The organism is Romboutsia lituseburensis, from assembly GCF_024723825.1.
Taxonomy (GTDB): Bacteria; Bacillota; Clostridia; order Peptostreptococcales; family Peptostreptococcaceae; genus Romboutsia_F; species Romboutsia_F lituseburensis_A.
In genome coordinates this window covers 2,378,152-2,404,414 of record NZ_JANQBQ010000001.1, presented here as the reverse complement: position 1 = coordinate 2,404,414, position 26,263 = coordinate 2,378,152, and the positions used below count along the sequence as shown (strand labels likewise).

At 29.2% G+C, this 26,263-nt stretch carries 29 protein-coding genes; 24 read left to right on the top strand and 5 right to left on the bottom strand.

What is annotated here, in order from left to right; all coding sequences use genetic code 11:
- Positions 1-5: 5 nt before the first annotated feature.
- The 5 genes from gyrB to dnaA all read right to left on the bottom strand — a co-directional run bounded on the left by gyrB (position 6) and on the right by dnaA (position 6,071).
- Positions 6-1,907: a DNA topoisomerase (ATP-hydrolyzing) subunit B gene (gyrB, locus tag NWE74_RS11640; protein ID WP_258243286.1), complete on the bottom strand. Its 1,902-nt coding sequence runs from the start codon at positions 1,905-1,907 to the stop codon at positions 6-8.
- On the bottom strand, positions 1,908-3,023 hold the full coding sequence (gene recF, locus NWE74_RS11635) for a DNA replication/repair protein RecF (RefSeq protein WP_258243285.1): 1,116 nt from the start codon (positions 3,021-3,023) through the stop codon (positions 1,908-1,910).
- Positions 3,024-3,038: 15 nt separating this feature from the next.
- Entirely contained in the window at positions 3,039-3,245 is a 207-nt protein-coding gene (gene yaaA, locus NWE74_RS11630) for a S4 domain-containing protein YaaA (protein WP_092727761.1), read from the bottom strand.
- 158 nt (positions 3,246-3,403) lie between these two features.
- Entirely contained in the window at positions 3,404-4,510 is a 1,107-nt protein-coding gene (gene dnaN / locus NWE74_RS11625) for a DNA polymerase III subunit beta (protein ID WP_258243284.1), read from the bottom strand.
- A gap of 241 nt (positions 4,511-4,751) precedes the next feature.
- Entirely contained in the window at positions 4,752-6,071 is a 1,320-nt protein-coding gene (gene dnaA / locus NWE74_RS11620; protein ID WP_309137283.1) for a chromosomal replication initiator protein DnaA, read from the bottom strand.
- Positions 6,072-6,741: 670 nt separating this feature from the next.
- Between dnaA and rpmH the strand changes: the two genes are divergently transcribed.
- The 24 genes from rpmH (at position 6,742) to rplI (ending at position 26,254) form a co-directional block, all read left to right on the top strand.
- Positions 6,742-6,876: a 50S ribosomal protein L34 gene (rpmH, locus tag NWE74_RS11615; protein ID WP_042277507.1), complete on the top strand. Its 135-nt coding sequence runs from the start codon at positions 6,742-6,744 to the stop codon at positions 6,874-6,876.
- A gap of 79 nt (positions 6,877-6,955) precedes the next feature.
- The gene (gene rnpA / locus NWE74_RS11610) at positions 6,956-7,309 is read left to right on the top strand and encodes a ribonuclease P protein component (protein ID WP_258243283.1); all 354 of its coding nucleotides are present in this window, start codon (positions 6,956-6,958) and stop codon (positions 7,307-7,309) included.
- A 55-nt stretch (positions 7,310-7,364) separates the two neighbouring features.
- Positions 7,365-7,586 carry a membrane protein insertion efficiency factor YidD gene (gene yidD, locus NWE74_RS11605; protein ID WP_207645443.1) on the top strand — a complete coding sequence of 74 codons (222 nt, stop codon included), beginning with the start codon at positions 7,365-7,367 and terminating at the stop codon, positions 7,584-7,586.
- A gap of 29 nt (positions 7,587-7,615) precedes the next feature.
- A complete protein-coding gene (locus tag NWE74_RS11600) occupies positions 7,616-8,317 on the top strand; it encodes a YidC/Oxa1 family membrane protein insertase (protein WP_092727766.1) in 702 nt (233 codons plus the stop codon).
- Entirely contained in the window at positions 8,289-8,924 is a 636-nt protein-coding gene (gene jag / locus NWE74_RS11595) for an RNA-binding cell elongation regulator Jag/EloR (RefSeq protein ID WP_258243282.1), read from the top strand. Before NWE74_RS11600 ends, jag begins: the two co-directional genes overlap by 29 nt.
- Before the next feature lie 125 nt (positions 8,925-9,049).
- Positions 9,050-10,429, top strand: coding sequence for a tRNA uridine-5-carboxymethylaminomethyl(34) synthesis GTPase MnmE (gene mnmE / locus NWE74_RS11590; protein WP_258243281.1), 1,380 nt, complete (start codon positions 9,050-9,052; stop codon positions 10,427-10,429).
- A 54-nt stretch (positions 10,430-10,483) separates the two neighbouring features.
- A complete protein-coding gene (gene mnmG / locus NWE74_RS11585) occupies positions 10,484-12,379 on the top strand; it encodes a tRNA uridine-5-carboxymethylaminomethyl(34) synthesis enzyme MnmG (protein WP_309137282.1) in 1,896 nt (631 codons plus the stop codon).
- Positions 12,372-13,091 (top strand): 16S rRNA (guanine(527)-N(7))-methyltransferase RsmG, encoded by a 720-nt coding sequence (rsmG, locus tag NWE74_RS11580; RefSeq protein ID WP_258243280.1) that lies wholly within the window; start codon positions 12,372-12,374, stop codon positions 13,089-13,091. Before mnmG ends, rsmG begins: the two co-directional genes overlap by 8 nt.
- Before the next feature lie 189 nt (positions 13,092-13,280).
- Positions 13,281-14,066: a nucleoid occlusion protein gene (noc, locus tag NWE74_RS11575; RefSeq protein ID WP_258243279.1), complete on the top strand. Its 786-nt coding sequence runs from the start codon at positions 13,281-13,283 to the stop codon at positions 14,064-14,066.
- Between the two features lie 54 nt (positions 14,067-14,120).
- On the top strand, positions 14,121-14,894 hold the full coding sequence (locus tag NWE74_RS11570) for a ParA family protein (RefSeq protein WP_258243278.1): 774 nt from the start codon (positions 14,121-14,123) through the stop codon (positions 14,892-14,894).
- Position 14,895: 1 nt separating this feature from the next.
- Complete coding sequence (locus NWE74_RS11565) at positions 14,896-15,783, top strand: ParB/RepB/Spo0J family partition protein (RefSeq protein ID WP_258243277.1); 888 nt, start codon at positions 14,896-14,898, stop codon at positions 15,781-15,783.
- Positions 15,784-15,797: 14 nt separating this feature from the next.
- On the top strand, positions 15,798-16,940 hold the full coding sequence (locus NWE74_RS11560; protein WP_258243276.1) for an aminotransferase class V-fold PLP-dependent enzyme: 1,143 nt from the start codon (positions 15,798-15,800) through the stop codon (positions 16,938-16,940).
- 245 nt (positions 16,941-17,185) lie between these two features.
- The gene (locus NWE74_RS11555) at positions 17,186-18,481 is read left to right on the top strand and encodes a helix-turn-helix domain-containing protein (RefSeq protein ID WP_258243275.1); all 1,296 of its coding nucleotides are present in this window, start codon (positions 17,186-17,188) and stop codon (positions 18,479-18,481) included.
- 160 nt (positions 18,482-18,641) lie between these two features.
- Positions 18,642-19,232 carry a sulfurtransferase-like selenium metabolism protein YedF gene (yedF, locus tag NWE74_RS11550; RefSeq protein ID WP_258243274.1) on the top strand — a complete coding sequence of 197 codons (591 nt, stop codon included), beginning with the start codon at positions 18,642-18,644 and terminating at the stop codon, positions 19,230-19,232.
- Positions 19,233-19,331: 99 nt separating this feature from the next.
- Positions 19,332-19,595, top strand: a complete 264-nt coding sequence (locus NWE74_RS11545; RefSeq protein ID WP_258243273.1) for a DUF3343 domain-containing protein — start codon at positions 19,332-19,334, stop codon at positions 19,593-19,595.
- 13 nt (positions 19,596-19,608) lie between these two features.
- Positions 19,609-19,797 carry a DUF951 domain-containing protein gene (locus NWE74_RS11540; RefSeq protein WP_258243272.1) on the top strand — a complete coding sequence of 63 codons (189 nt, stop codon included), beginning with the start codon at positions 19,609-19,611 and terminating at the stop codon, positions 19,795-19,797.
- A gap of 98 nt (positions 19,798-19,895) precedes the next feature.
- Complete coding sequence (locus NWE74_RS11535) at positions 19,896-21,101, top strand: PLP-dependent aminotransferase family protein (protein WP_092727778.1); 1,206 nt, start codon at positions 19,896-19,898, stop codon at positions 21,099-21,101.
- 310 nt (positions 21,102-21,411) lie between these two features.
- Positions 21,412-21,690, top strand: a complete 279-nt coding sequence (gene rpsF, locus NWE74_RS11530; RefSeq protein WP_092727779.1) for a 30S ribosomal protein S6 — start codon at positions 21,412-21,414, stop codon at positions 21,688-21,690.
- A 33-nt stretch (positions 21,691-21,723) separates the two neighbouring features.
- Entirely contained in the window at positions 21,724-22,170 is a 447-nt protein-coding gene (locus NWE74_RS11525; protein WP_258243271.1) for a single-stranded DNA-binding protein, read from the top strand.
- 18 nt (positions 22,171-22,188) lie between these two features.
- Positions 22,189-22,416 carry a 30S ribosomal protein S18 gene (gene rpsR / locus NWE74_RS11520; protein ID WP_071118875.1) on the top strand — a complete coding sequence of 76 codons (228 nt, stop codon included), beginning with the start codon at positions 22,189-22,191 and terminating at the stop codon, positions 22,414-22,416.
- A 96-nt stretch (positions 22,417-22,512) separates the two neighbouring features.
- Complete coding sequence (locus NWE74_RS11515; protein WP_258243270.1) at positions 22,513-22,833, top strand: MazG-like family protein; 321 nt, start codon at positions 22,513-22,515, stop codon at positions 22,831-22,833.
- 7 nt (positions 22,834-22,840) lie between these two features.
- Positions 22,841-23,797 (top strand): YybS family protein, encoded by a 957-nt coding sequence (locus NWE74_RS11510; RefSeq protein WP_258243269.1) that lies wholly within the window; start codon positions 22,841-22,843, stop codon positions 23,795-23,797.
- 11 nt (positions 23,798-23,808) lie between these two features.
- On the top strand, positions 23,809-25,803 hold the full coding sequence (locus NWE74_RS11505; RefSeq protein ID WP_258243268.1) for a DHH family phosphoesterase: 1,995 nt from the start codon (positions 23,809-23,811) through the stop codon (positions 25,801-25,803).
- A 1-nt stretch (position 25,804) separates the two neighbouring features.
- Positions 25,805-26,254, top strand: coding sequence for a 50S ribosomal protein L9 (rplI, locus tag NWE74_RS11500; RefSeq protein WP_258243267.1), 450 nt, complete (start codon positions 25,805-25,807; stop codon positions 26,252-26,254).
- The last annotated feature ends 9 nt before the right edge of the window (positions 26,255-26,263 follow it).

Here is a 26,263-nt window from a genome sequence, read left to right as displayed (position 1 = left end):
CTTTCCTATATATCTAAGTTTTTAACGTATTTTGCATTTGTTTCAATAAATTCTTTTCTTGGGCCAACTTTATCTCCCATAAGCATCGAGAATACTTCATCTGCCATTGCAGCATCATCTATAGATACTTGTAATAATGTTCTTGTTTCTGGGTTCATTGTTGTATCCCATAACTGCTCAGCATTCATCTCTCCTAGCCCTTTGTATCTTTGAAGCTCTACACCTTGTCTTCCAATCTCTTCTAATAGATTTTCTAATTGCTTATCAGAGTAAACATAATGTTCTTTCTTTTGCTTCTTAACCTTGTATAAAGGTGGTTGTGCAACATACACATATCCATTTTCTATAAGAGGTCTCATATATCTGAAGAAGAATGTTAAAAGTAAAGTTCTTATATGTGCTCCATCGACATCGGCATCGGTCATTATTACTATTTTATGATATCTTGCTTTTTCTATATCAAAGTCATTACCTACTCCACATCCGTATGCAGTTATCATATTCTTTATTTCATCAGATGATAGTATTTTATCTAATCTAGATTTTTCAACATTAAGTATTTTACCTCTTAATGGTAATATTGCTTGTGAATGTCTATCTCTACCTTGTTTAGCTGAACCACCGGCAGAATCCCCTTCGACTAAGAATATTTCACTCTTAGCAGGATCTTTTTCAGCACAGTCAGCTAATTTCCCTGGTAATGATGTACTTTCTAATACACTCTTTCTTCTAGTTAATTCTCTTGCTCTCTTTGCTGCTTCTCTTGCTCTTTGAGCTCTAAGACCTTTATCAACTATGATTCTAGCTGTAGTTGGATTTTCTTCTAAGAATGATCCTAGCTCTTCTACTGTTACGCTATCAACCATCCCTCTCATTTCAGTGTTTCCTAGCTTGGTCTTTGTTTGACCTTCAAATTGAGGTTCAGGAAGCTTAACTGATACTACAGCCGTAAGTCCTTCTCTTATATCTTCCCCTATTAAGTTAGGGTCGCTTTCTTTTAATAACTTATTTCTTTTTGCGTATTCATTTATCGTTTTAGTTATCGCAGTTCTAAATCCAGCTAAGTGAGATCCACCTTCATGAGTATTTATGTTATTTGCGAAAGAATATATGTTCTCTGTATATCCATCAGTATATTGCATAGCTAGCTCAACTACACAATCTTTCACTTTTTTATCTATATAAACTATATCATCATGTATTCCAGTTCTAGATTTATTTAAATACTTAACATATTCAACTAATCCACCTGTGTAATGGAACTCTTTTATTTTTGGACTTTCATCTCTCTTGTCCTCAAATACAATTTTAATTCCTTTGTTTAAGAAAGCTAACTCTCTAAGCCTATGCTCTAAAGTTTCATATTTAAATTCAGTTTCTTCAAAAATTGTCTCATCAGGCATAAATTTTGTTACTGTTCCTGTATGAGTAGATTCTCCTACAATTTCAAGTTCAGTTACAGGTATTCCTTTTTCGTAAGTTTGTCTGTATATTTTACCATTTCTAGAAACCTCTGCTACCAACCACTTAGATAAAGCATTAACAACAGAAACCCCAACTCCGTGAAGACCTCCAGATACTTTGTATCCTCCTCCACCGAATTTTCCTCCTGCGTGAAGAACTGTTAAAACTGTTTCTAAAGTAGATTTTCCAGTTTGAGGATGGACTTCTACAGGTATACCTCTACCATTATCTTTTACTAAGATACTTCCATCTTCATTTATAGATATATATATTTCTGAACAGTATCCTTGTAGTGCCTCATCTATACTGTTGTCTACTACCTCATAAACTAAATGATGTAAACCTCTAGGTCCAGTTGAACCTATGTACATACCAGGTCTTTTTCTAACTGCTTCTAATCCTTCTAGGACTTGTATCTGACTTGCACCGTATTCTTGTTTCATCTAGTTCCCTCCATTCTCTATGTTTATAACACGTCCACTTTCTATATTGAAAATAGTCGTGTTACTTTTATCAAATATATTTTTATGTGCAATTTCAGCTGTTGTAATAAACATCTGAACTACATTTAAATTGTCTACCAAAAGCTTTTGTCTAGTTTCATCTAACTCACTAAAAACATCATCTAATATCAGTATTGGATATTCTCCAACCTCATTATTTATCAACTCTATTTCGGATAGTTTTAATGAAATTGAAGCTGTTCTCTGTTGACCTTGAGATCCATACAATCTCACATCTAATTCATTTATATAGATATTTAGGTCATCTTTATGCAATCCATATCTTGTAGTTCTAGTTTCGATATCATGTTCTCTATTAGACATTAGCTTCTCTATAAATTTGTTGTAAACTGTTGAAGTAGTATCTTCATCACATATATTTAATTGATTTTTATATGTAATTGATAATTCTTCAATTCCTCCAGTTAACTTTTCATGTAAATTTTTAGATATATTTGCGATTTTTTTTATAAAATCTCTTCTCAGTATATATATATAACTTCCATATTTAGCTAAGCTTTCATCATATACATCAAGCAATGCACTATCTACATTTTTACTCTTAAGAAGCTGATTTCTTTGAAATAAAATTTTATTATAATTAGTTAGATAATTATAGTATTTAGGCATAATTTGACTGATTTCTTTATCTATAAATGATCTTCGCTCTTTAGGACCTTCTTTGACTAGCCTTAAGTCTTCTGGCGAAAATATTACAACGTTTATATTTCCAAGCAATTCATAAATTTTTTGTATATGAATTTTATTTACTTTTATACCCTTTTTATTCTTTCCAATAGCTACTTCAATTAGACCATTTGTATGCTCTTTTGAAAAACTCCCTCCAACATAAAGATTCTCAGTTTCAAATTTTACAATCTCCTTATCTTTGTTAGTTCTAAATGATTTTCCAAAAGACAGCATATATATAGATTCTACTATATTCGTCTTTCCTTGGCCATTTTTTCCTACAAGAAGATTAACTTTTTTGTTGAATTCTAGATATAAATTGTCATAGTTCCTAAAATTAACTAATTGCAAACTATTTAGTCGCATAAAAGGCTCTCCTTTTTACACTACTTTTATTTTATTTCCTTCAACTTCTACGATATCTTGAGGTCTTAATTTTTTTCCTCTTCTAGTTTCAACTTCTCCATTAACCTTTACTAAACCTTCTAAAATTAAAAACTTAGCATGTCCTCCTGTAGAAGCTAAATCTGCTAACTTTAAAAATTGATCTAATTTTATGTATTCTGAATCTATAGTTATTTCAATCATTTTTATCCTCCTAATTTGATGGTTCTAGCTATATTTTAACTAATCACTAAAAATATATTATATCATAAACGCCTTATAATTACATGTATTAAAAGAAAAGAGAGTGCTTTAAGATGATTTAACAATCATTTTTTTGACACTCCCTTTGTCTATAATAATTATATATTTGATGATATTCTTACTGGAAGTAATAAGTATGTATACTTAACTCCATCCACTGGTTTTATTATGCAAGGATTTACGTTTGTCGTAAATTCTATAAATATTTCTTCACTATCGATATTCTTTAACCCCTCTAAGAAATATCTAGAGTTAAATGCGATGTCTAAGTAATCTCCTTCTAATTCTAAAGAAACTTCTTCATAAACATTTCCTTTGTCTGTATTAGAAGTTATAGCCATAGCATTATCTCTAATTGATAATTTAATTAAATTATTTTTTTCTGATTGAGAGAGTAAAGATGCTCTCTCTATACTGTTTAATAATTCTTTTGTATTTAACTTAACTCTTGAATTATGTTCTCTAGGTAATAATTTTTTATAATCTATGAATTCACCTTCTAAAAGTCTAGTTATTATTTTTGTATCATTAATTATAAATATTGCATTTTTTTCATCAAATCCAACTTTTACATCTTCTTCTGATGATAATAAACTATTTACGTCAGTTAATGCCTTTCCTGGTATTATAACTTTTGCATTATTTATCATATTTTCAACCTGGCAGCTTCTTACTGCAAGTCTATATCCATCTATTGCAACTAAACTTATATCTCCATCTACTATTTCTAAAAGTTCACCCATTAATACAGGTTTAGTTTGATCTTGAGATATAGCAAATACAGTTTGCTTTATCATATTTTTTAATAAATCTTGAGGAATATTATATAAGTCCTCTTTATTTACTTCTGGTAATTTAGGAAATTCTTTTGCTGAATCTCCTTTTATTTTAAATCTAGAATTTACACAATTTATATAAACATTATTTTCATCATCTGTTTCTATTTCTACAAATGAATCAGGTAATTTTCTAATAATATCCCCAAAAAGTCGAGCATTTACTACTATTTCTCCTTCTTGAATTACTTCTGCTTGTGTATAAGTTTCTATTCCTATTTCTAAATCATATCCAGTTAATGTTAATTTATCACCTTTTGCTGATAGTAAAATACCTTTTAAAAGCTCTAAAGTAGTTTTTCCATTAATAGCTTTTTGAGAAATACCTATCTTAGTAGCTAAAAGTTTTTGATTACAAATTATTTTCAATGTGGATAACCTCCTCGCGACATATATATAAAAAAATAATAAAAAATATTAGTAGTAATAGTAGTAGGTGTTGTTGATAATGTGAATAACTATCTCAAACGTAATAGAGTCAAAGATATCAACATGTTTATAAGTTGTTGATATCTTTGTTAGTTTAAAAAGAATAATTTGTTAATATTTTTTAGACAAAAAAATACACACATATCTATTAACACCATATCCACAGACAATTGTTTATAAATTATCCCTTTAAATCTGATATTATTTTGTCTATTTTCATTTTTATTTCTTCATTTGCTTGTATATCTTTAATTATCTTATCGTGGGCATGAATAACCGTTGTATGATCACGTCCTCCGAACTCTTCTCCTATTTTTGGTAAAGACAGGTCTGTAAGTTCACGAGATAAATACATAGCTATTTGTCTTGGATAAGCTATTGATCTAGTTCTTTTTTTAGAATTGAAATCTTCCATTTTTAAATCAAATACAGTTGCAACCTTTTCTTTTATACGATTTACAGTAATTTCCTCTGTTTTCGTAGTAGTTATTATATCTTTTAATGCCTCAGCAGCTAGTTCAAAAGATATGTTTCTATTAGTAAGAGAAGAATAAGCTATTACTCTAGTTAAAGCTCCTTCTAATTCTCTTATATTTGACTTGATATTTTTAGCTATATAAGTAGTAACCTCATTAGAAACTTCGATGTTTTCCATTTGAGCTTTTTTTCTAAGTATAGCTATTCTAGTTTCAAAGTCAGGTGCTTGTATATCAGTTATAAGTCCCATTTCAAATCTAGATCTTAATCTATCTTCTAGTGTTGGTATTTCCTTTGGTGGTCTATCACTAGAAATTATTATTTGCTTATTTGCTTCATGTAATGAATTAAAAGTATGGAAAAACTCTTCTTGAGTTCTTTCTTTTCCTGCTATAAATTGAATATCATCTATAAGTAAAATGTCTACGTTTCTATATTTATTTCTAAATTCTTCATTTCTATCGTCTTTTATCGAGTTTATAAGCTCGTTAGTAAATTTTTCTGAAGAAACATAAACAACCTTTGGATCTTTTTTTTGAGTCATTATATGATGACCGATGGCATGCATTAAGTGAGTTTTTCCTAATCCAACACCTCCATATAAGAAAAGAGGATTGTATGCTTTAGCTGGAGATTCGGCAACTGCAACACATGCAGCATGAGCAAATCTATTACTATTACCGATAACAAAAGTATCAAAAGTATATTTAGGATTTAAATTAGGATAACTGCTTTTGGACTTTGTTGGCTTATTTTCCTCATCCAAGCCTTCTACATCTTTTTCACTCAACACAAATTTTACTTTGTATTTTTTTAATGATAGCTGATTTACTGAGCTTTCAATTAGATTCAAGTATCTATCTTCTAAAATACTCTTAGTGAAATCATTAGGTACTAAAAGTATTAAATCACTCATGTATATTTTTAAAGGTACTATTTGCTTAAAAAAAGCATTAAAACTAGGCGGAGATAACTCGCCTTTGATTAATTGTAGTGTTTTGTCCCATAAAGAAACTATATCCATAATATAAACCTCCGAACAGAATAATTAACATTTTCCACAAAGTTATTAACAAAAAAGCAAAAAAAATATAAGTTTTTTTAATAATAACTATATTTATGGATAATCGTGTGGATAAAATACTAATAACACAAATTATTCTTAAAAAGTAAAAAGATATAAACAATATGTATATAAAGTTATAAATAGTATCAATATATAATAAATGTAGTTTATAACTAAAGTATTAGCTAAATACATATAAGTTATACACATTTATATCCACAGCTTGTGAATAACCTTAATAAGTTAATATTTCTTATTAACATTATCAACAAGTATATTAATAATATCAGAATAAATGGCAAACTTCAAGATTTTATACTTAATTTATCCACAATATTACATGGCTGTTGATAAATTAATACACAATAGTAAAATCAAGCATTTATATATAATCAAAAAATGACATGAAATGAGCTATGTTGATAACTAATAGGAAATAATATTTCTATTTAAATATATTTTGGTTAAATACATATAATATAAGGTAAGTAATTTTGTTATTTACCATGTCCAAAAACTCGTTGACAACAAATATAAAAGCATTTATAATTGTATGTGTTATGTTTACTTTGAGGGTAAAGTTATTATTTTTATAAACGGAAAAAAAATCTGAAAGGCGGTGTAATAAATGAAAAGAACTTATCAGCCAAAGAAAAGACAAAGAAAGAAAGAACATGGTTTCAGAAAGAGAATGAAGACGTCTAACGGAAGAAACGTGTTAAGAAGAAGAAGAGCTAAAGGAAGAAATAGATTAACTCATTAATAATTAAAAAGGCCGCTGTGAAAGTGGCCTTTTTGTGTAGAAACTATAATTTATAAGCTGTGTTTACGGAGGGTTTAAGATGGACTTTAATAAAACAAAAGGCTTGAAAAAAGACTCTGATTTTAGAAAAGTATACAAACACGGCAAATCTTTTGCAAATAAGCATTTAGTAATGTATATACTGGAAAATAAATCAGATATTAGTAGAGTAGGATTTTCTGTTTCTAAAAAAGTTGGAAAAGCTATTGTTAGGAACAAAGTAAGAAGAAGAATAAGAGAAGCTTACAGATTAAATATAGATGAAAACGTTAAAAATGGATATGATATAGTACTTATAGCTAGGGTATCTACCAAAAATGTAGAATATAAAGATATTGAAAAGTCTTTAAACCATTTAGCTAGAAAAGCCAATATTAAATTGCAAGAACAATAATAGTTTTAGCATGGAGGCCTTGATTTTGGAAAAAATAAATTTTATATTAAAGGAAATGAATAGATACTTGGCGAAATTATGTATTTGTTTAGTTAGATTCTATCAAAAATTTATATCTCCGTTAAAAGGACCTACCTGTAGATTTTATCCGACTTGTTCTCAATATTCAATAGAGGCCTTTAGGAAATATGGATTAATAAAAGGTATGTATTTAACGATAAGACGAGTATCCAAATGTCATCCCTTTCATCCGGGAGGCTATGATCCTCTAAAATAAAAGACAATATACTCTAGGAGGTATAAAAATTGAGCATTATAAGTAATTTATTAGGACAGGTGCTAAAAATAATAGTTGAATTTGTTCAGAACTATGGACTATCAATTATATTATTTACAATTTTTGTAAAGGTATTATTGTTACCTCTTACAATAAAACAAACGAAATCAACTAAGGCTATGCAAGATATACAGCCTAAGATGCAAGAAATACAACAAAAATATAAAGATAAACCAGAAAAGCAACAACAAGAAATAATGAATTTATATAAAGAGGCAAAAATAAATCCATTAGCAGGATGTTTACCACTATTAATACAGTTTCCTATATTAATAGGACTTTATAATGTATTAAGAGATCCTGTAGCGTGGGGAGTTTTCGCAGATAAAGCTGCTTTTGCTAATGCCGATATGGTATTTTTATGGGTACAGAATTTAACAAAGCCAGATTACATATTAGCTATAATATCAGGGGCAACGACATTTATAATGCAAATGTTAATGATGCCAAAAGACCAACAACAAGGATCTATGAAAATTATGACTTATGTAATGTCTGCAATGATGTTATATTGGGGGTTCATGTTCCCAGCAGGTCTTACATTATATTGGACTGTAGGTAACTTATTCTCTATAGCTCAACATTATTTAGTAATGAATCCTCTAAGAGCTAAGCTGGCTAATTCTAAGGAGGAAGTAATAAATGATAGCAAGCCTAGAAATAAGAAGTAAAACTCAAGATGAAGCTGTAAGTAAGGCTATAACAGAGTTAAAGGTAAGTTTAGAAGACTTAAATGTTGAAGTTTTAGAGCAACCTAAATCTGGATTTTTAGGATTTATAGGTGCAAAAGAAGGACTGTATAAATTTACAGTAATAGAAAAAGAGTTAAGTGAACTTGAAATAGCTCAGCAATTTGTTAAAGGTATACTAAAAAACTCTAAAATAGAAGCTGTAGTAAATGTTACTCAAGATAACAATTTAATTAAAGTAGACATAGAAGGTAAGGATGCAGCGTGTTTAATAGGTAGAAGAGGAGAAACATTAGACTCTATACAATTTTTAACTGGACTAGCACTTAATAAAATAAACAAAGATTCTCACATGAGAGTTCTTGTAGATATAGAAAATTACAGGTCTAAAAGAGAAGAATCTTTGATAAGATATGCAAATAAAGTAGCTAGAGAAGTTGCTAAGACGAAGAAAACAAAGAAATTAGACTATATGAATCCTTATGAAAGAAGAATAGTTCATTCTGCTCTTCAAAATGATAAATATGTAACTACATACAGCGAAGGAACTGATCCATACAGAAGATTAGTTATAGAATATAAAAGATAAAACATAACCTCCTATAGTAATAGGGGGTTTTATTTTTGTCAATTATTTTATATAATGATAAGATTAAGGAAACAATTAAAGTAACGAGAAAAAATTACGAAATTATATAATAAGAGGTGATAGATTTGTTTATAGATGATACTATAGCAGCAATAGCAACTGCACCAGGTGAAGGTGGTATAGGTATTATAAGAATTAGTGGTGAAAGATCACTATCAGTTGCAGAAGAAATATTTAGATCTATGTCGGGAAAATTAATAAAAGATTATAAAACAAGAACTTTAATATATGGAAATATTTTAGATGGGGATAAAGTAATAGATGAAGCTTTAGTTGCTTATATGAAAGGGCCAAACTCATATACAGCTGAAGATGTTATAGAAATAAATTGCCACGGTGGATTTATCTCTGTAAAAAAAATATTAGAACTTATATTGTCTAAGGATGTAAGGCTTGCAGAGCAAGGAGAGTTTACAAAAAGAGCATTCTTAAACGGAAGAATAGACCTATCTCAAGCTGAAGCCATAATAGATGTTATAAAAGCAAAAACAGATATGGCTCATGAAGTTGCTCAAAATCAATTAGAAGGATCTTTATCTAATAAAATAAAAGATTTAAGAATGAAGGTAACAGAAGTATTAGCTCATCTAGAAGTTGCAATAGACTTCTCGGAAGAAGATGTTGAAGAAATAACATATCAAACTTTAGAAGAAAAAGCTCATGAACTTAAAAATGAAATAAAGAAATTATATGATACAGCAGAGAGTGGTAAGATACTTAGAGACGGATTAAAAACAGTTATAGTAGGAAAGCCAAATGTTGGTAAGTCTTCGTTATTAAACTCTATATTAGGAGAAAATAGAGCTATAGTTACAGATATACCAGGAACAACAAGAGACGTTATAGAAGAGTTTGTGAATATAAAAGGAATACCTCTAAAAATAGTAGATACAGCAGGAATAAGAGAAACAGAAGATGTTGTTGAAAAAATAGGGGTAGAAAAATCTAAAGAATCATTTAACTCAGCAGATTTAGTAATTATGGTACTTGATTCATCAAGACAACTTTCTGATGAAGACTTAGAAATATTAGCAAACTTAGAAAACAAAAAGACTATAGTTTTATTAAATAAAACGGATTTAGAACAAAAAATAGAAGAAGATAAAATAAGACAATATGTCGATAATGATAGTATAATAAGAATATCAGCTTTAAAACATGAAGGAATTGAGCAAATTCATGATAAAATAGAATCAATGGTTTATAGAGGAAGTATAAAAAATACTTCAAGTTTAGTTATAACAAATTCTAGACATAAAGATGCATTACTAAAAGCATATGAATCTATAAATGATGCAATCAGTGCTATCGAGCAAAATCTACCATATGACTTCATAGAAGTTGATTTTAAAAACATATGGAACTATTTAGGATATATAAATGGAGATACTGTAAAAGAAGATTTACTAGATACTATATTTAGCAACTTCTGTATAGGTAAATAATAGAAAAATTATGTTTTTCGTGAAACATTAATGTTTAACAGAAAGGATATTAACATGATAAATTTCGAAGCAGGAAAATACGATGTAATAGTAGTTGGTGCTGGTCATGCGGGTTGTGAAGCTGCATTAGCAACAGCTAGAGTGGGACATAAAACATTAGTAGTTACTATGTCTCTAGATACTATTGCCTTAATGCCATGTAATCCATCAATAGGTGGTACTGGAAAAGGACAATTAGTTAAAGAAATAGATGCACTAGGTGGAGAGATGGGGGTAAATGCAGATAAGACACTTATACAAAGTAGAATGTTAAATACTGCAAAAGGACCAGCTGTCCATTCTTTAAGAGGTCAAGCAGACAAGTTCAGATATCATACGGAAATGAAAAGAACTTTAGAAAATGAACCTAACTTAGATATAGTTATGGATGAAGTAGTAGATGTACTACATGAAGGACAAGTTGTTACAGGAGTAGTAACTAAGTTAGGATGCAAATATGAAGCTAAAGCGGTAATACTAGCTACGGGAGTATACTTAAACTCAAGAGTATTTATAGGAGAAGCTACTTTAGATGAAGGTCCTAATGCATTAGGATATTCTAAACATTTAACAGATAAGTTAGTAGACCTAGGTTTAAATATGAGAAGATTCAAAACGGGTACTCCAGCAAGAATTCATAGAGACAGTATAGATTTCTCTGAAATGTCTATCCAAGAAGGGGATGAAAGAATAACTCCATTTTCATTCTTAACTGATAAGGTAGATATAGATCAAGAGCCTTGTTATTTAACAAGAACTAATTTAAAAACGCATGAAATAATAACTAGCAATTTAAGTAGAACTGCAATGTACAGTGGAGTAGCACAAAGTACAGGAGCAAGATATTGTCCATCAATAGAAGATAAGGTAGTTAGATTCAGTGATAAAGAATCACATCAAATTTTCATTGAACCAGAAGGATTAGATACTAAGGAAATGTATATTCAGGGTATATCAACAAGTTTACCATATGAAGTACAGTTACAAATGTATAAGAGTATAAAGGGACTTGAAAATGCTAAAATAATGAGACCGGCTTATGCAATAGAGTATGATTGTATAGACCCAACTCAGTTAAAAATAAACCTTGAAATAAAGGGTGTAGAAAACCTATTTAGTGCTGGGCAATTTAATGGAACTTCAGGATATGAAGAAGCAGCAGCTCAAGGTCTTATAGCAGGTATAAATGCAGCATGTAAAATAGAAGGTAAAGAGCCATTTGTACTTGATAGATCAGAAGCATATATAGGTGTTTTAATAGATGATTTAGTAACTAAAGGTACTAATGAGCCTTATAGAATGATGACTTCAAGATCAGAATATAGATTATATCTAAGACAAGATAATGCAGATATGAGACTTACTGAGAGAGGTTACGAAATAGGGTTAGTAAAAGAAGATAGATATCAAAGATATTTAAATAAGAAATCAGAAGTAGAAAAAGAATTAGAAAGATTAAAGACAGAAAGAGTTACGCCAAAAGAAGTAAATCATCTTTTAGAAGAGATAGGCGCATCTGAAATAAAAGTTGGATTATCTTTATATGAATTCTTAAAACGTCCAGAAGTTACATATAGCTTAATAGAAGCTATAGGAAAAGGTGCTGGAGAAGATGTATCAGAAGAAGTCAAAGAACAATGCGTTATAATGACAAAATATGAAGGATATATAGATAAGCAATTAAAGCAAATAGATCAATTTAAGAAACTTGAAAATAAGAAACTTCCAGATGAAATAGATTACTTATCTATAGAGGGATTAAGAATAGAAGCTAGACAAAAACTAGATGCTATAAGACCTGTATCTATAGGACAAGCATCTCGTATATCAGGGGTTTCTCCTGCAGATACATCAGTACTTCTTATCTACTTAGAACAAATGAGAAGAAGTAGAGGAGGACAAAATGACTAATAGAGATTTATTAAAAAAAGGTCTTGAAGATTTAGGAATAAAAGCTAACGACAGAATTTTGGACAATTTTAATATTTACAGGGAAATATTAGTCGATTGGAATCAAAAAATGAATCTTACTGGAATAGAAGATGAAAAAGAAGTGTTTATAAAACACTTTTTAGATTCTGTTTCATCGGTTGAAAATGGGTATATAAAAGATGGGATATCATTAATAGATGTTGGAACAGGAGCTGGTTTTCCTGGTTTACCATTAAAAATATGCTTAGAAAATATAAACTTAACTTTATTAGATTCATTAAATAAGAGGATAAATTTCTTACAAGAAGTAAGTAATAACTTAGGATTAGAAAATGTAGAATTTATACATGGTAGAGCTGAAGATTTTGGAAAATCAGAAGAGTATAGAGAACAATATGATGTAGCAACTGCCAGGGCAGTTGCTGGATTACCCATATTAATGGAATTTTGTGTACCATTTGTAAAAGTTGGCGGATATTTTGTATGTCTAAAAGGTCCTAATGCAAATTTAGAATTAGAAGAATCTAAAGCTGCTATGGAAGTTTTAGGATTAGAATTTGTAGAAAAAATAAATATAGAACTTCCTGAAACTGATTTAAAGCACAATATATTAGTATTTAAAAAAGTAAAAAATACGCCAGAAAAATATCCGAGAAAAGCAGGAAAACCTGCAAAAAGTCCTATAAAATAAAACTAATTAGTATAAGAAAGCTAAGATATATACTATAAAATAGCTAAAAATATACTAAAAATGAAATAAAATAGAAGGATTATGTGAGTATATGAAGAAATATTATACTCATGTGTATCTAATGTAGTATTAATTTGTAGGTAGTTAATGAAATTCAAATATATTTATATCTAATAAGAGAGGGATGTTATGGAAGATAAAAGAGTTATGGAGATACCTATAGAAAATATAGTTCCAAATCCATATCAACCAAGAAAAGTATTTTCACAATCAGCGCTAGAAGAATTAAGCAACTCTATAAAAGTTTATGGAATACTTCAACCTATAACTGTTAGAGTTAAAGATGATAAATATGAACTTATCGCAGGTGAAAGAAGATTTAGAGCTGCTAAATTAGCTCAACTTAAATCAGTTCCTGCGATTATAAATAATATGTCAGATGAATCTTCAGCAGTATTAGCATTGTTGGAAAATTTACAAAGAGAAGATTTAAACTTCATAGAAGAAGCTATGGGTTATGAAAATCTAATTAAAGAACATGAATTTACGCAGCAACAATTAGCTGAGAAATTAGGAAAAAATCAATCTACTATAGCTAATAAGCTTAGAATATTAAGATTACCAAATGAAATAAAAATAAAATTAGTAGAAAATGATTTAACTGAAAGACATGCTAGAGCACTTCTTAAGTTACCTAACGAAGAGCTAATGAAAGACGTTGTAGACAAAGTAATAAAAAATGAACTAACTGTAAAGAAAACTGAAAAGTTGATAAAAGACATTTTAGAAGAATTACAAGCCGCTCAAGAACCAGAGAAAAAACAAAATATAAAAGGTACCATGGGTATAAGAATTTATTTAAATACCATGAAGCAAGCCTTTGATGCAATAATAGGAACAGGAATTGAGGCAAAGTATAACGAGGTAGATAAAGGCGATTATATGGAAGTTGTTGTAAAGATTCCTAAAAAATAAAAGGTTACTGCTTCGCAGTAACCTTTTTTAAAAGAGACAAAAGGGGGAAGTCTTATGAGCAAAGTTATAGCTGTGTTCAATCAAAAAGGTGGAGTAGGGAAAACTACGACAAATGTAAATTTAAGTGCAAGCATAGGGAAAATAGGGAAGAAAGTATTAGTATTAGACTTAGATCCACAAGGAAATTCAACAAGTGGATATGGGATAGACAAAAATGAAGTAGAAAGTACTATTTATGAAGTAATGTTAGATGGGGTTGAAATAAAAGAAGCAATTTTAAAAACTGAATTTGAAAATATAGATGTAGTGGCATCAGCTACTGAATTATCTGGAGCAGAGATAGAGCTCACATCTATGGAAAATAGAGAGTTTATATTAAAGAATGCAATTGAAAGTGTAAGGCAAGAATATGACTATATATTTATAGATTGTCCTCCTTCACTAGGAATGCTTACTATAAACTGTCTTACAGCAGTAGACAGTGTATTGATACCAATACAATGTGAGTATTATGCATTAGAAGGTGTTAGTCAGCTTATGGAAACTATAAAGTTAGTTAAATCTAGACTTAATCCAAATATAGACATACAAGGAGTTGTATTAAGTATGTTTGATGGAAGAGCTAATTTATCAATACAGGTAGTAGAAGAAGTTAAGAAATATTTTAAAGGAAGTGTATATACAACCTTAATACCAAGAAATGTTAGATTAGCAGAAGCACCAAGTCATGGTAAACCAGCGCTTTATTATGATGCTAGATGTAAAGGTGCAGAGGCATATATGGAACTAGCTGAAGAGTTCATAGATTTAGAGGAGGATATAATATAATATGGAAAAAAAGTCACCTAAAAGAACAAATAGGTTAGGTAGAGGTCTTAGTGCATTGATACCTGACACTAAAGATGATATAGATAGTAAAGAAATCGTAAGACTAGATTTAAGTAAAGTATATCCAAATGATACTCAGCCAAGAAAAGTATTTGATGAAGAGAAGATACATGTACTGTGTGAATCTATAAAACACTACGGAGTATTACAACCTATAGTAGTTAAACCAGATGAAGATGGTAGATACATGATAATAGCTGGAGAAAGAAGATACAGAGCATCTAAGATGGCTAAGCAAAAAGATATACCAGCTGTTATAAAAGATATACCGATGAAAGATATAATGGAAATAGCGCTTATAGAGAACTTACAAAGAGAAGACTTAAATGCTATAGAAGAAGCATTAGCATATAGAAGCTTAATAGAACATTATGATGTAACTCAAGAAGAAATTTCTGAGGCAGTTGGAAAGAGTAGACCTCATATAACTAATACTTTAAGGTTATTAAATTTAGGTGAAAATGTAATAGTAATGGTAGAAAACGGTCAATTAACGGCAGGACATGGTAAAGCATTACTTAGAGTATCAGACTTAGAGAAACAATTAGAGTTAGCAAATAAAGTTAAAGAAGAAGAGTTATCAGTTAGAGAAACAGAAAGACTAGCTAAAAAAATAGTAGAAGAAAATAGTGATTTAACTAATAAAAAATCATCTTCAAAAGAGAAAGATATATTTATAGTAGATGTAGAAGAGAAGTTAACAAATGTATTTGGAACAAAAGTAAATATATCTAAAGGAAAGAAAAAAGGAAAAATTGAAATAGAATATTATAATGAAGATGATTTAAACAATATAGTATCGATGCTTTTAGAAGAAAATGAAGCATAGAGAGGACGCTTTATATGATTTACTTAGATAATGCTGCAACTACATATCCTAAACCTGAAAAAGTATATGACGCTGTACTAGATTGTATGAAAAACTATTGTGCAAACCCAGGAAGAGCTGGTCATAAATTAGCAATGAGAGCAGCTAGAGAAATATATGACGCAAGAGAAAATATAGCAAAGTTATTTAATATAGATAATCCTATGACTATAGTATTTACAAATAATGCTACAGATTCATTAAATTTAGCTATCAAAGGTGTAGTTAAAAAGGGTGACCATATTATAACTACAAGTATGGAACATAATTCAGTAATAAGACCTATAAAGTCTTTAGAAAAAGATGGCATAGAGAATACTATAGTTGAGTGTGATAAAGATGGATTTTTAAATCCAGAAGATATAAAGAATGCAATAAAGGAAAATACAAAGTTAATAGTTACTACACATGCATCAAATGTGGCAGGAACAATAGTGGATATAAAAGAAGTTGGAAAAATAGCTAAAGAAAAAAATGTATTATATTTAGTAGATGCATCTCAAACTGCAGGAGTTTATGATATAAACGTTAAGGATATTAATGTAGATATGATAGCTGCTCCAGGACATAAATGTTTATTAGGACCTCAGGGAACAGGAATACTTTATATAAGAGAAGATTTAAAGATAGATATATTAAAAGAAGGTGGTACAGGAAGTAGATCAGAAGATTTATTCCAACCAGATTTAACGCCGGATAAGTATGAATCAGGAACTCATAATACGCCTGGAATAGTAGGATTAAATGAAGGTGTAAAATTTATACTAGAAACAGGGGTAGACAGCATAAGGGCTCATGAAGAAGAACTATGTCAATACATGCTAGATAGACTTAATGAAGTACCAAACATAGTTATTTACGGTCCAAAAGATAGTAAAAAAAGAGCGGCAGTTATATCTATAAATATTCCTAAGATAGATTCTGGTGAAATAACATTTTTATTAGATAGCGAATATGATATAGCTACTAGGTCAGGAATACATTGTGCGCCTTTAGCTCACAAAACACTTGGAACTTTAGAACAAGGTGCCGTAAGATTTAGTTTAGGATACTTTAATACTAAAAATGACATAGATGAAGCTGTTAGAGCGTTAAAAGAAATCGAAAAAAACAACTAATTTTAATAAAACAAGATTTAAATTAACTGAAAATTTGAATCTTGTTTTATTTTTTTTATAAAATCATTTTAATTTTTAAAAAATATAAAAAAATATCTTTGAATGTATAAAAAAACATTCAAAAAATGTTAAAAAATAATCAAAGTTACAAGAATAGTTAAAATACTACAAAATATATAGTGTTTTTAATATAAATATAAGTTATAATCATATTATAAGAAAATGGTTTCAAGGGGGAAAGTGGCATGGATATTCTAAGTTTAGGAGAGAAAATCAAGAAGTTAAGGAAAGAAAAAAATATGACTTTAAAAGAATTAGCTGGTGATAGAATTACTGCTGCTCAAATAAGTCATATAGAAAGAGATAAATCTCATACAAGTTATGAGTTGTTAGATTATTTATCAGAAAAGTTGGATGTGAGTATAGATTATTTACTAGAAACCAAAGAAATGCAATCTAAAAAGATAACGGATAATTTAATATTGCAGAGTGAAATATATATTAAATCAAATGAATTAGATAGAGCAGAACAGTTAATAAATCAAGTTATACAAATATGTAAAGAGTATAAATTAATAGATAACTACGGTAAATGTAATTTTTTATTAGGAACTATAAATTTAAAGAGAGAAAACTATAATCTTGTAGTTAATAACTTTGAAAAAGCTTTATACTACTTTATAAAAAATAATGACAAAGAAAATATATTTAAGTGTTATCTGAACATAGGGAAGATTTACGTTAAAGAAGAATTTTACAAAGGTGCAATAAGCCATTTTGATTTTGCGGAAGAAGTTTTATCAGAAAGTCAAATCGAAGATTTAGACGTACACAAAGATTTATATAGTAATATGGCTTACTGTCATGTCAAACTAGGAGAGTCTGAAAAGTCTTTAGAATATATATCTAAAATAGAAGAAATCGATGGCACAAATAATATCCAAGAAGAAGTAGAAGTATTAGTTTTAAAAGCTAAAAATCTTTTAAATATAGGTAAGTATGATGATGCTAAAGAAAACTTTAAAAAGGCATTAGAGTTACTTGAAATAGAAGAAAATAAATCTGGCATTGCTAATGTATATATGACTATAAGTGAAATATACAAAGAGCTAGGAGATATAGATGGAGTGTTAGAATACTCTCATAAAGCTTACGATATAAAGAAAAATGATGATGATTCAACTGCTGCTAATAGCTTATATAAAATAATTGAAGCATATATAGAAAATGAGGATTATGACTCAGCTAAAAAATATTGCAAAATAGCTTTAGCAAGTTCTATAAAATCTAAAAATAGATTTAATGAATACCAAGCATTAAAGTTATATTCAAATATGCATAAAATTCAAAATGAAAATACATTAGCAATAGAATACCTAACAAAGTGTACAAAAATAATATCAGAGTTAGGCAATTCTGACATACTTGCTGGATTATACTTAGACTTAGGTCAATTATATTCAGATATATCTAAGGAAAAAGAGTTAGAATACTACCAAAAAGGTGTAGCTTTATATAAGCACTTAGAAATTATAAAATAAAACAATAAAGAGTTGTCTAAGATTAAAAAATTATATAATTGTAGGCAACTTTTTTATTACAATTAATCATATCTATATATATATAGAAACAATCTATAGCTGGTTAAAATGTAGATATGATAGAATTGAGTTGAATAAAGATAAAGAGAGGATGGGTAAATTGTTAATAGAAATAGATGCGAGAGGTTTAGCATGCCCTAAGCCAGTTATAAATACAAAAAAAGAACTAGATAAAATGGAAGATGGAACAGTAGTAGTAACAGTAGATAATTCAATAGCTAAAGAAAACATATTAAAACTAGCTAAATCATCAAATTGTGAAACTAAAATAATAAAAGAAGAAGAAAATTTAATAATAATAGAAGTTAAGAAGGGTGAAGGTACAGTAGTACAAGTAAAAGATGAAAGTGAATTAGAAAATAAATGTATATATATATCATCAGATAAAATGGGATCAGGAAATGATGAATTAGGAGAAGTCCTTATAAAAGGGTTTATATATACACTAACAGAATCAAAACCATACCCTAAGTACATAGTGTTTGTAAATTCTGGAGTTAAACTTACTGCACAAAATAAAGCAACTATAGAAAACTTAAAGATATTAGAAGAAGGTGGAGTAGAAATTTTATCTTGTGGTACTTGTTTAGACTACTATGGATTAAAAGATACATTAGAAGTGGGAACGGTTACTAATATGTATAATATAGTGGATATAATGAAAAATACATCACAAACTATAACTATATAGATAATAAAGTAAGGCTACATATTGACTATGTAGCCTTACTTTGATAAAAATTATATAAGTGAAAAATTAAAAATAAATAATTAGAAAGAGGAAATCGAAATGAATGAAATGTATATAGTATCATTTAACTCAACTCATCATGCAATAAGATCGGATAAATTGTTTGGAGAAAAGAATATAACATGTACTACATTACCAACACCTAGAGAGATAACAGCAAGTTGTGGTATATCGGTTAGGTTTTTAGAAAAGGATATAGAAAATGTAAAAGACATACTAAGTTCAAATAACATTGAATTTAAAGGTATATATAATATAAAAAAATTAGTAGATGGAAAAAAAGAAGTAAATCAAATAGGATAAGGAGTGATGTTATATGCCTATGAATCTTAATATAGGAGATATAGTTGAAATGAAAAAGCAACATGCATGTGGTTGCAAAGAATTTGAAATAACTAGAATAGGAATGGATATAAAAATAAGATGTACACAATGCTCTAGAATGATAATGTTAGACAGAGAAACATTAGAAAAAAGAGTAAAAAAAATAGTAACTTCTAAATAAAAAAAGAAAATTCAGAAAATTTAAAAGTTAGTATCGAAATCCCGAAAGGGGTTGCTATAATTAAAGTAGGGAAAACAATTTCAGGGGGTGCTTTAATTATGGCTATTAAATTTGCAAAGAGAATGGATAAGTTAAAGGGATCAGAAATACGTGAGCTTTTAAAACTTACAGAGAAACCAGAAGTTATATCTTTTGCGGGAGGCTTACCAGCTCCAGAGCTATTTCCAGTAGAAGAAATGAAAAAAATATCAACTTTAGTTTTAGAAGAAGCAGGAACAGCAGCTTTACAATACTCTACAACAGAAGGATTCCAACCTTTAAGAGAGCATATAGCTGATAGAATGAATAGTAAAAATAAAACGAATGTAAATAAAGATGATATATTAATAACTAATGGATCTCAACAAGGTTTAGACTTTGCAGGTAAAGTTTTCTTAGATGAAGGGGACGTAGTTTTATGTGAAAGCCCATCTTATTTAGGGGCATTAAATGCTTTCAAAGCATATTCTCCAAAATTCATAGAAATACCAACAGATAAGAATGGTATGATAATGGAAGAATTAGAGAAAGTATTAGCAACTACAGATAGAGTCAAAATGATATATGTAATACCTGATTTCCAAAACCCAACAGGAAGAACATGGCCACTTGAAAGACGTAAAAAATTCATGGAAATCATAGAAAAATATGAAATACCAGTTGTAGAAGATAATCCTTATGGAGAATTAAGATTTGAAGGTGAAAATTTACCATCTTTAAAATCAATGGATAAAAAAGGATTAATAATTTTCTTAGGAAGTTTTTCAAAAATATTCTGTCCAGGATATAGAATAGGCTGGACATGCGCATCTCATGAAATATTACAGAAATTTATATTCGTTAAGCAAGGAGCAGACCTACAAGCATCTACTATATCACAAAGAGAAGTAAGCAAATTTATGGATATATATGATTTAGACGCACACGTTGAAAAATTAAAAGAAGTATATAGTAGACGTAGAGATTTAATGTTAAAAACTATGAAAGAAGAATTACCAGAAGGATTAGAATATACTCATCCAGAAGGCGGATTATTTACTTGGGTAGAGTTACCAGGTGATTTAAATTCTAAAGTTATAATGGAAGATTGTGTTAAGAATAATGTTGCATATGTTCCAGGAGGATCTTTCTTCCCTAATGGAGGAAAAGAAAACTGCTTTAGATTAAACTACTCAACTGCAACAGACGATCAGATAGTTGAAGGTATAAAGAGATTAGGGGTAGTTTTAAGAAAGCATATGGAAGTAGAAACAACAGAAGCTTAATATTTATATAAATTATAATAAAAATTATATAGAAATAAATAAAAAGGGTGGTCGTAAGACCACCCTTTTTAGGGGAGATTGGGATGAAATATATTTAAGTTATGGGGGCTATATAACTATATTATTATCCATAAATAATGAATATATACGTATTAAGTTCAAAAAAATTTGTTATAATATAAAATGAGTCAAAAAATCAAATTGACATTTATAATTAGTAGTGATAAAATGTGATAAGTATGAGATTTGAATCTCATTTCTCTGCTCTACTTATGTAGAGCCGCTAAGTCCAAAGGGAGGTGAAATAATAATGAGAAATTATGAATTAGTTTTCGTAGTAAAGCCAAACGCTGATGAAGAAGCAAGAGAAGCTGTACTTAACAAAGTTAAGGAAGTTGTTGCTACTGAAGGTGAAGTTGTAAAGGTTGACGTATGGGGTACTAAGAAATTAGCTTATCCAATAGCTAAGTTCAATGAAGGTCACTACGTATTAGTTAACTTCAACGCTGGTGTTGACGTTCCTAAAGAAATAGACAGAAACTTAAAGATAAACGAAAACGTAATAAGACACATGATAGTTGTTGCTTAATAACTAGTTTTATTGCGAAAAGGCGGTGTTATTATGAACCATGTTGTTTTAGTGGGTAGATTAACGAGGGATCCTGAGTTAAGATACATCGCAGGAAGTGGAACTCCTGTTGCAAACTTTGCAATAGCTGTTGATAGAGAATTCAGTGGCAAGGATGGTAAAAGAGAAACTGACTTTATAGATATACAAGTTTGGGGTAAATCTGCAGAGAATTGCGCTAACTATATAGGTAAAGGAAGTTTAGTTGCTATACAAGGTTCTATAAGAATCGATAGCTACCAAACTCAAAACGGAGAAACTAGAAGAGCTACTAGAGTTAATGCTAACAGAGTACAATTCTTAGATACTAGAAATAAATCTGAAAGTTCATATAAAGGAAATCATCAAGGATTTGAACCGGATTTCAGTCCAAGTTTTGAGCCTCAAGGATTAGATCCTCAAGGATTCCAAGCTATAGATGATGACGATATACCATTCTAAAAAGGAGGGAAATTTACTATGATAAACAAGAAGAGACGTAAGAAAAAGAGAGTTTGTCAATTCTGTGCTTCTAAAGACGCTAGAATAGATTACAAAAACACTCAAAGATTACAAAAATACGTAACTGAAAGAGGTAAAATATTACCAAGAAGAATCTCTGGAACTTGTGCTAAGCACCAAAGAGAATTAACAGTTGCAATAAAAAGAGCTAGAAACATAGCACTTTTACCATATACATTAGACTAAGAAAAGGACGAGCCTTATGGCTCGTTTTTTTGTATATCTGGTTAAATATGTTATGATTTATGTTATAATGTTTATATATTAAGGAGGGGGGCAACTGTGAGATTAGATAAGAGTTCCGATGTAACAAGAAACGTTAAAATAATGGAATGGATGAAGACAGAGTTGTTAATTAGTGTAGGGGATTTGTTCAATCTTATTTTTAAGGGAGTAAAGCCTTTAGATGAGACACTACAAGACACTTTAGCAAATATAATAATGATAACATACCTGTTAGCAAAAAGATTGGGAATAAGTTTTACAGAAATAGATTATAAGGTGAAAGAAAAGTTAAAACTAGGAATAAATGAAGATCATAGCGTAGAAAGATGGTATGGTGAATTATCTGAATTAAAAAAACACATGGATAATAAGGAGTGAATCTAAGTTGAATAATAAAGTAAAACTATCTCAAGCATCTATGATAGTTACACTGGGGATATTACTAGCGCTGATGACAGCATATATACCTTTTTTAGGGATATTAGTATTAGTAATACCTGTTCCTTATGCAATCATAGGAACTTTAACGGATAATAAGTATTCAGTATTGGCTTTAATAGCAACATTTTTTATTCTTATGTTTACTACAAGTCCTGTATATGCGGTAAGTATAAGTATAGTAAATGCATTCCCTGGAATAGTTATAGGTAGAACTGCAAGGGTATATATAAATGGTGAAAGTAATAATAAATTTGAACCAATATATATGGGAATTATTGCAGTAGTGGTATCTATAATTATTTTCTATTTAGTTTCAAATTTTGTTTTTGGGACCAATATACTAGATAATTTTATAAAAATGATGAAAGAAGCTGTAAATTTTCAACCATCAATTTTAGAGAATGCAGGGCTTGGATTATCTGAAGGTATAAAAGTTGAAGATTTCCTAGATTTAGTTACTAATATGATTCCTGCAATGTTATTTTTACAAGGAATTGTATTAGCATTTGTTATTTATTATATGGAAGTTTTTATATTAAGAAGAACAAGACAATTAAAATTGCAAGCTCCTAAATTTGCAGATTTTTATTTACCAGGAAATGCTATTGTTACATCATTAATGTTGTATTTATTAGTTTTACTTATAGACATGATGGGAATAAAACTTCATACAGACTTAATAATGATGAACTTACAGCTGGTATTTAACTTCTTATTTATAATACAAGGAATAGCAGTAGCTGTATATTACGTAAAGAAATGGTTTAAACAAAATCAAATAAAAAATGTATTTATATCAGGATTGATATTATCTATATTTGGATTTATAGGAGTAACTTTTGTGGGTATGTTAGATAGTATAATTGACTTTAGAAAGGTAAGAAGTGATAAATCCATATAAGGAGGGTAGCAATGAGGAATAAACCGACCTTTAAAATGAATATGCCGGAAATAAATGTGTACATTCTTATTATAGGTTTAGCTAGTACAGCTTTACTTTTTTATAATATTTATGTAGGATGTGTATTCTTCTTTATTTTCCTATATATAGTATCTCATAACTGGAGGGTAACTAATATAAGGAGAAAAGAATGGACTAAATACATTCAAAATTTATCTCTAGACATAGATGAAACAACAAAAAAGGCTATAATGAATCTTCCTATACCTCTATGTATCCTTGAATTTGATGGCAGTATTTCTTGGTATAATAATAAATTTCATGAAATGACTGATTCATCAGAATTATTGGGTGTAAATATAGATGATATAGTGAAAAATTTAAATTTAAGAAAAGTTTTAAATGAAAATAAAGAAATGTACACAGAAATAACATATAAGGATAAAGAGTATACAATAGTCTATAATGTTATAAAAAATGATAAAGAAAAAAATGCTAAATACTTAATGATGCTATACTGGCTAGATAAAACAGAATATCTAAATCTAGAAAGAAGCTATAATGAAGAGAAAAATGCATTGATGTTAATACAAGTTGATGGATATGATGATGTACTAAAAAGTGCCACAGAGGAAAAGAGACCTTTAATAAATGTTGAAATAGAAAAGATTTTAACAGCTTTAGAACTTAACTCTAAAGGTGCTTTGAAAAGAACATCAAAGGATAAGTTCTTCCTTGTATTAAATAGAAAAGAACTTAAAAAATTAGAAAGTGAAAAATTCTCTATCTTAGATAAGGTAAGAGAAATTGATCATGGAAATACACTTCCTGTAACTATAAGTATGGGAATAGGTGTAGATGGAGATACAATAAATGAGAATATAAAGCTTGCATCAGGAGCACTAGACTTAGCTTTAGGTAGAGGTGGAGATCAAGCTGTTATAAAAACTAAAGATAAATTTGTTTTCTATGGTGGAAAATCTAAAGCGGTAGAAAAAACTACAAAGGTAAAATCAAGACTTATAGGCCATGCTCTAAGAGAAGTTATACTAGAAAGTGAACAAGTATACATAATGGGACATAAGTATCCAGATATGGATGCTATGGGATCTGCAGTAGGTATATATGATATATGTAAATCATGTAATAGACCGGCCAATATAGTATTAGACAGTTCAAATGATTCAATTGACGAATTTGTAAAAAGATTAAAAGCATCAGAATACTACAAGAACTTATTTATAGATCATGAAGATGCTATAAAAAACTGTACAAGAAATACCCTAGTTATCGTTGTGGATACACATAGGCCGAATTATACGGAGTGCCAAGAATTATTAGGTATATCTGATAAAATAGTAGTTATAGATCATCACAGAAGAGGTGTAGAGTTTATAAATGATACAGTTCTTTTATTCCATGAGATATATGTATCGTCTACATGTGAGATGGTAACTGAATTGGTTCAATACATGGAAAACAATGTTAAGATAAATAAACTAACAGCAGAAGGTCTTTTAGCAGGTATAAGTTTAGACACTAAGAATTTTGCATTTAAGACTGGAGTAAGAACTTTTGAAGCAGCATCATACCTAAAAAAGGTTGGAGCTGATACGATAGAGGTTAAGAAGCTGTTTAACTCAGATATTAAAGACTTTATAACTAAAGCTGAAATAATACAAAGCACTAAAATTATAAATGATAATATATGTTTAGCATACACAGAAACTGAAGCAGATAATATCAACATAGTAATAGCACAAGCTGCAGATGAGTTGTTAAATATAAAAGAAGTAGAGGCATCATTCGTTCTAGGTAGAAAAGATAATAAAGTATTTATAAGTGCAAGATCATTAGGAAAAATAAATGTACATGTACTTATGGAGAAGCTAGGCGGAGGAGGGCATATAGATATAGCAGGAGCCCAACTTAAAGATGTTTCAATAGAAACTGCATACTCAATGGTAAAAGATATTATATATGAATGTTTGAAGGAGGAAGAATAAGATGAAAGTTATATTATTAAAAGACGTTAAAGGAACTGGGAAAAAAGGCGAAGTTAAAGAAGTTAGTGATGGATACGCAAGAAACTTCCTATTAGCTAAAAAATTAGCAGTAGTAGCTGATAATACATCAATGAAAGAGTTAAACGAAAAAAATAAATCTCAAGAAATAAAAGCTCAAAAAGAATATGAAGCAGCAGTAGAGTTAGGTAAGCAAATGGAAGAATTAAATGTAGTTATATACTCTAAAGCTGGTGATGGTGGAAGATTATTTGGATCAATAACTTCAAAAGAAATAGCAGAGCAAATAAAAAAACAACACAGTATAGAAGTAGATAAAAGAAAGATATCTTTAGACGAACCAATAAGAGTATTAGGTTCAAGAATGGTAGATATAAAAATACATCAAAAAGTAACTACTAAAATGAGAGTAGATGTAAAAGAAAAACAATAAAGAGACACT

What these genes read in the sequence shown, in the direction of transcription:
- noc (WP_258243279.1), top strand. Translation starts at nt 13,281, where the DNA reads ATGGAAGATAAAAGAGTTATGGAGATACCTATAGAAAATATAGTTCCA.
- NWE74_RS11535 (WP_092727778.1), top strand. Translation starts at nt 19,896, where the DNA reads ATGGCTATTAAATTTGCAAAGAGAATGGATAAGTTAAAGGGATCAGAA.
- mnmG (WP_309137282.1), top strand. Translation starts at nt 10,484, where the DNA reads ATGATAAATTTCGAAGCAGGAAAATACGATGTAATAGTAGTTGGTGCT.
- recF (WP_258243285.1), bottom strand. Translation starts at nt 3,023, where the DNA reads ATGCGACTAAATAGTTTGCAATTAGTTAATTTTAGGAACTATGACAAT.
- rnpA (WP_258243283.1), top strand. Translation starts at nt 6,956, where the DNA reads ATGGACTTTAATAAAACAAAAGGCTTGAAAAAAGACTCTGATTTTAGA.
- jag (WP_258243282.1), top strand. Translation starts at nt 8,289, where the DNA reads ATGATAGCAAGCCTAGAAATAAGAAGTAAAACTCAAGATGAAGCTGTA.
- NWE74_RS11560 (WP_258243276.1), top strand. Translation starts at nt 15,798, where the DNA reads ATGATTTACTTAGATAATGCTGCAACTACATATCCTAAACCTGAAAAA.
- NWE74_RS11555 (WP_258243275.1), top strand. Translation starts at nt 17,186, where the DNA reads ATGGATATTCTAAGTTTAGGAGAGAAAATCAAGAAGTTAAGGAAAGAA.
- yidD (WP_207645443.1), top strand. Translation starts at nt 7,365, where the DNA reads ATGAATAGATACTTGGCGAAATTATGTATTTGTTTAGTTAGATTCTAT.
- gyrB (WP_258243286.1), bottom strand. Translation starts at nt 1,907, where the DNA reads ATGAAACAAGAATACGGTGCAAGTCAGATACAAGTCCTAGAAGGATTA.
- rsmG (WP_258243280.1), top strand. Translation starts at nt 12,372, where the DNA reads ATGACTAATAGAGATTTATTAAAAAAAGGTCTTGAAGATTTAGGAATA.
- dnaA (WP_309137283.1), bottom strand. Translation starts at nt 6,071, where the DNA reads ATGGATATAGTTTCTTTATGGGACAAAACACTACAATTAATCAAAGGC.
- rpsR (WP_071118875.1), top strand. Translation starts at nt 22,189, where the DNA reads ATGATAAACAAGAAGAGACGTAAGAAAAAGAGAGTTTGTCAATTCTGT.
- NWE74_RS11570 (WP_258243278.1), top strand. Translation starts at nt 14,121, where the DNA reads ATGAGCAAAGTTATAGCTGTGTTCAATCAAAAAGGTGGAGTAGGGAAA.
- rplI (WP_258243267.1), top strand. Translation starts at nt 25,805, where the DNA reads ATGAAAGTTATATTATTAAAAGACGTTAAAGGAACTGGGAAAAAAGGC.
- yaaA (WP_092727761.1), bottom strand. Translation starts at nt 3,245, where the DNA reads ATGATTGAAATAACTATAGATTCAGAATACATAAAATTAGATCAATTT.
- rpmH (WP_042277507.1), top strand. Translation starts at nt 6,742, where the DNA reads ATGAAAAGAACTTATCAGCCAAAGAAAAGACAAAGAAAGAAAGAACAT.
- NWE74_RS11565 (WP_258243277.1), top strand. Translation starts at nt 14,896, where the DNA reads ATGGAAAAAAAGTCACCTAAAAGAACAAATAGGTTAGGTAGAGGTCTT.
- rpsF (WP_092727779.1), top strand. Translation starts at nt 21,412, where the DNA reads ATGAGAAATTATGAATTAGTTTTCGTAGTAAAGCCAAACGCTGATGAA.
- NWE74_RS11545 (WP_258243273.1), top strand. Translation starts at nt 19,332, where the DNA reads ATGAATGAAATGTATATAGTATCATTTAACTCAACTCATCATGCAATA.
- NWE74_RS11540 (WP_258243272.1), top strand. Translation starts at nt 19,609, where the DNA reads ATGCCTATGAATCTTAATATAGGAGATATAGTTGAAATGAAAAAGCAA.
- NWE74_RS11505 (WP_258243268.1), top strand. Translation starts at nt 23,809, where the DNA reads ATGAGGAATAAACCGACCTTTAAAATGAATATGCCGGAAATAAATGTG.
- NWE74_RS11525 (WP_258243271.1), top strand. Translation starts at nt 21,724, where the DNA reads ATGAACCATGTTGTTTTAGTGGGTAGATTAACGAGGGATCCTGAGTTA.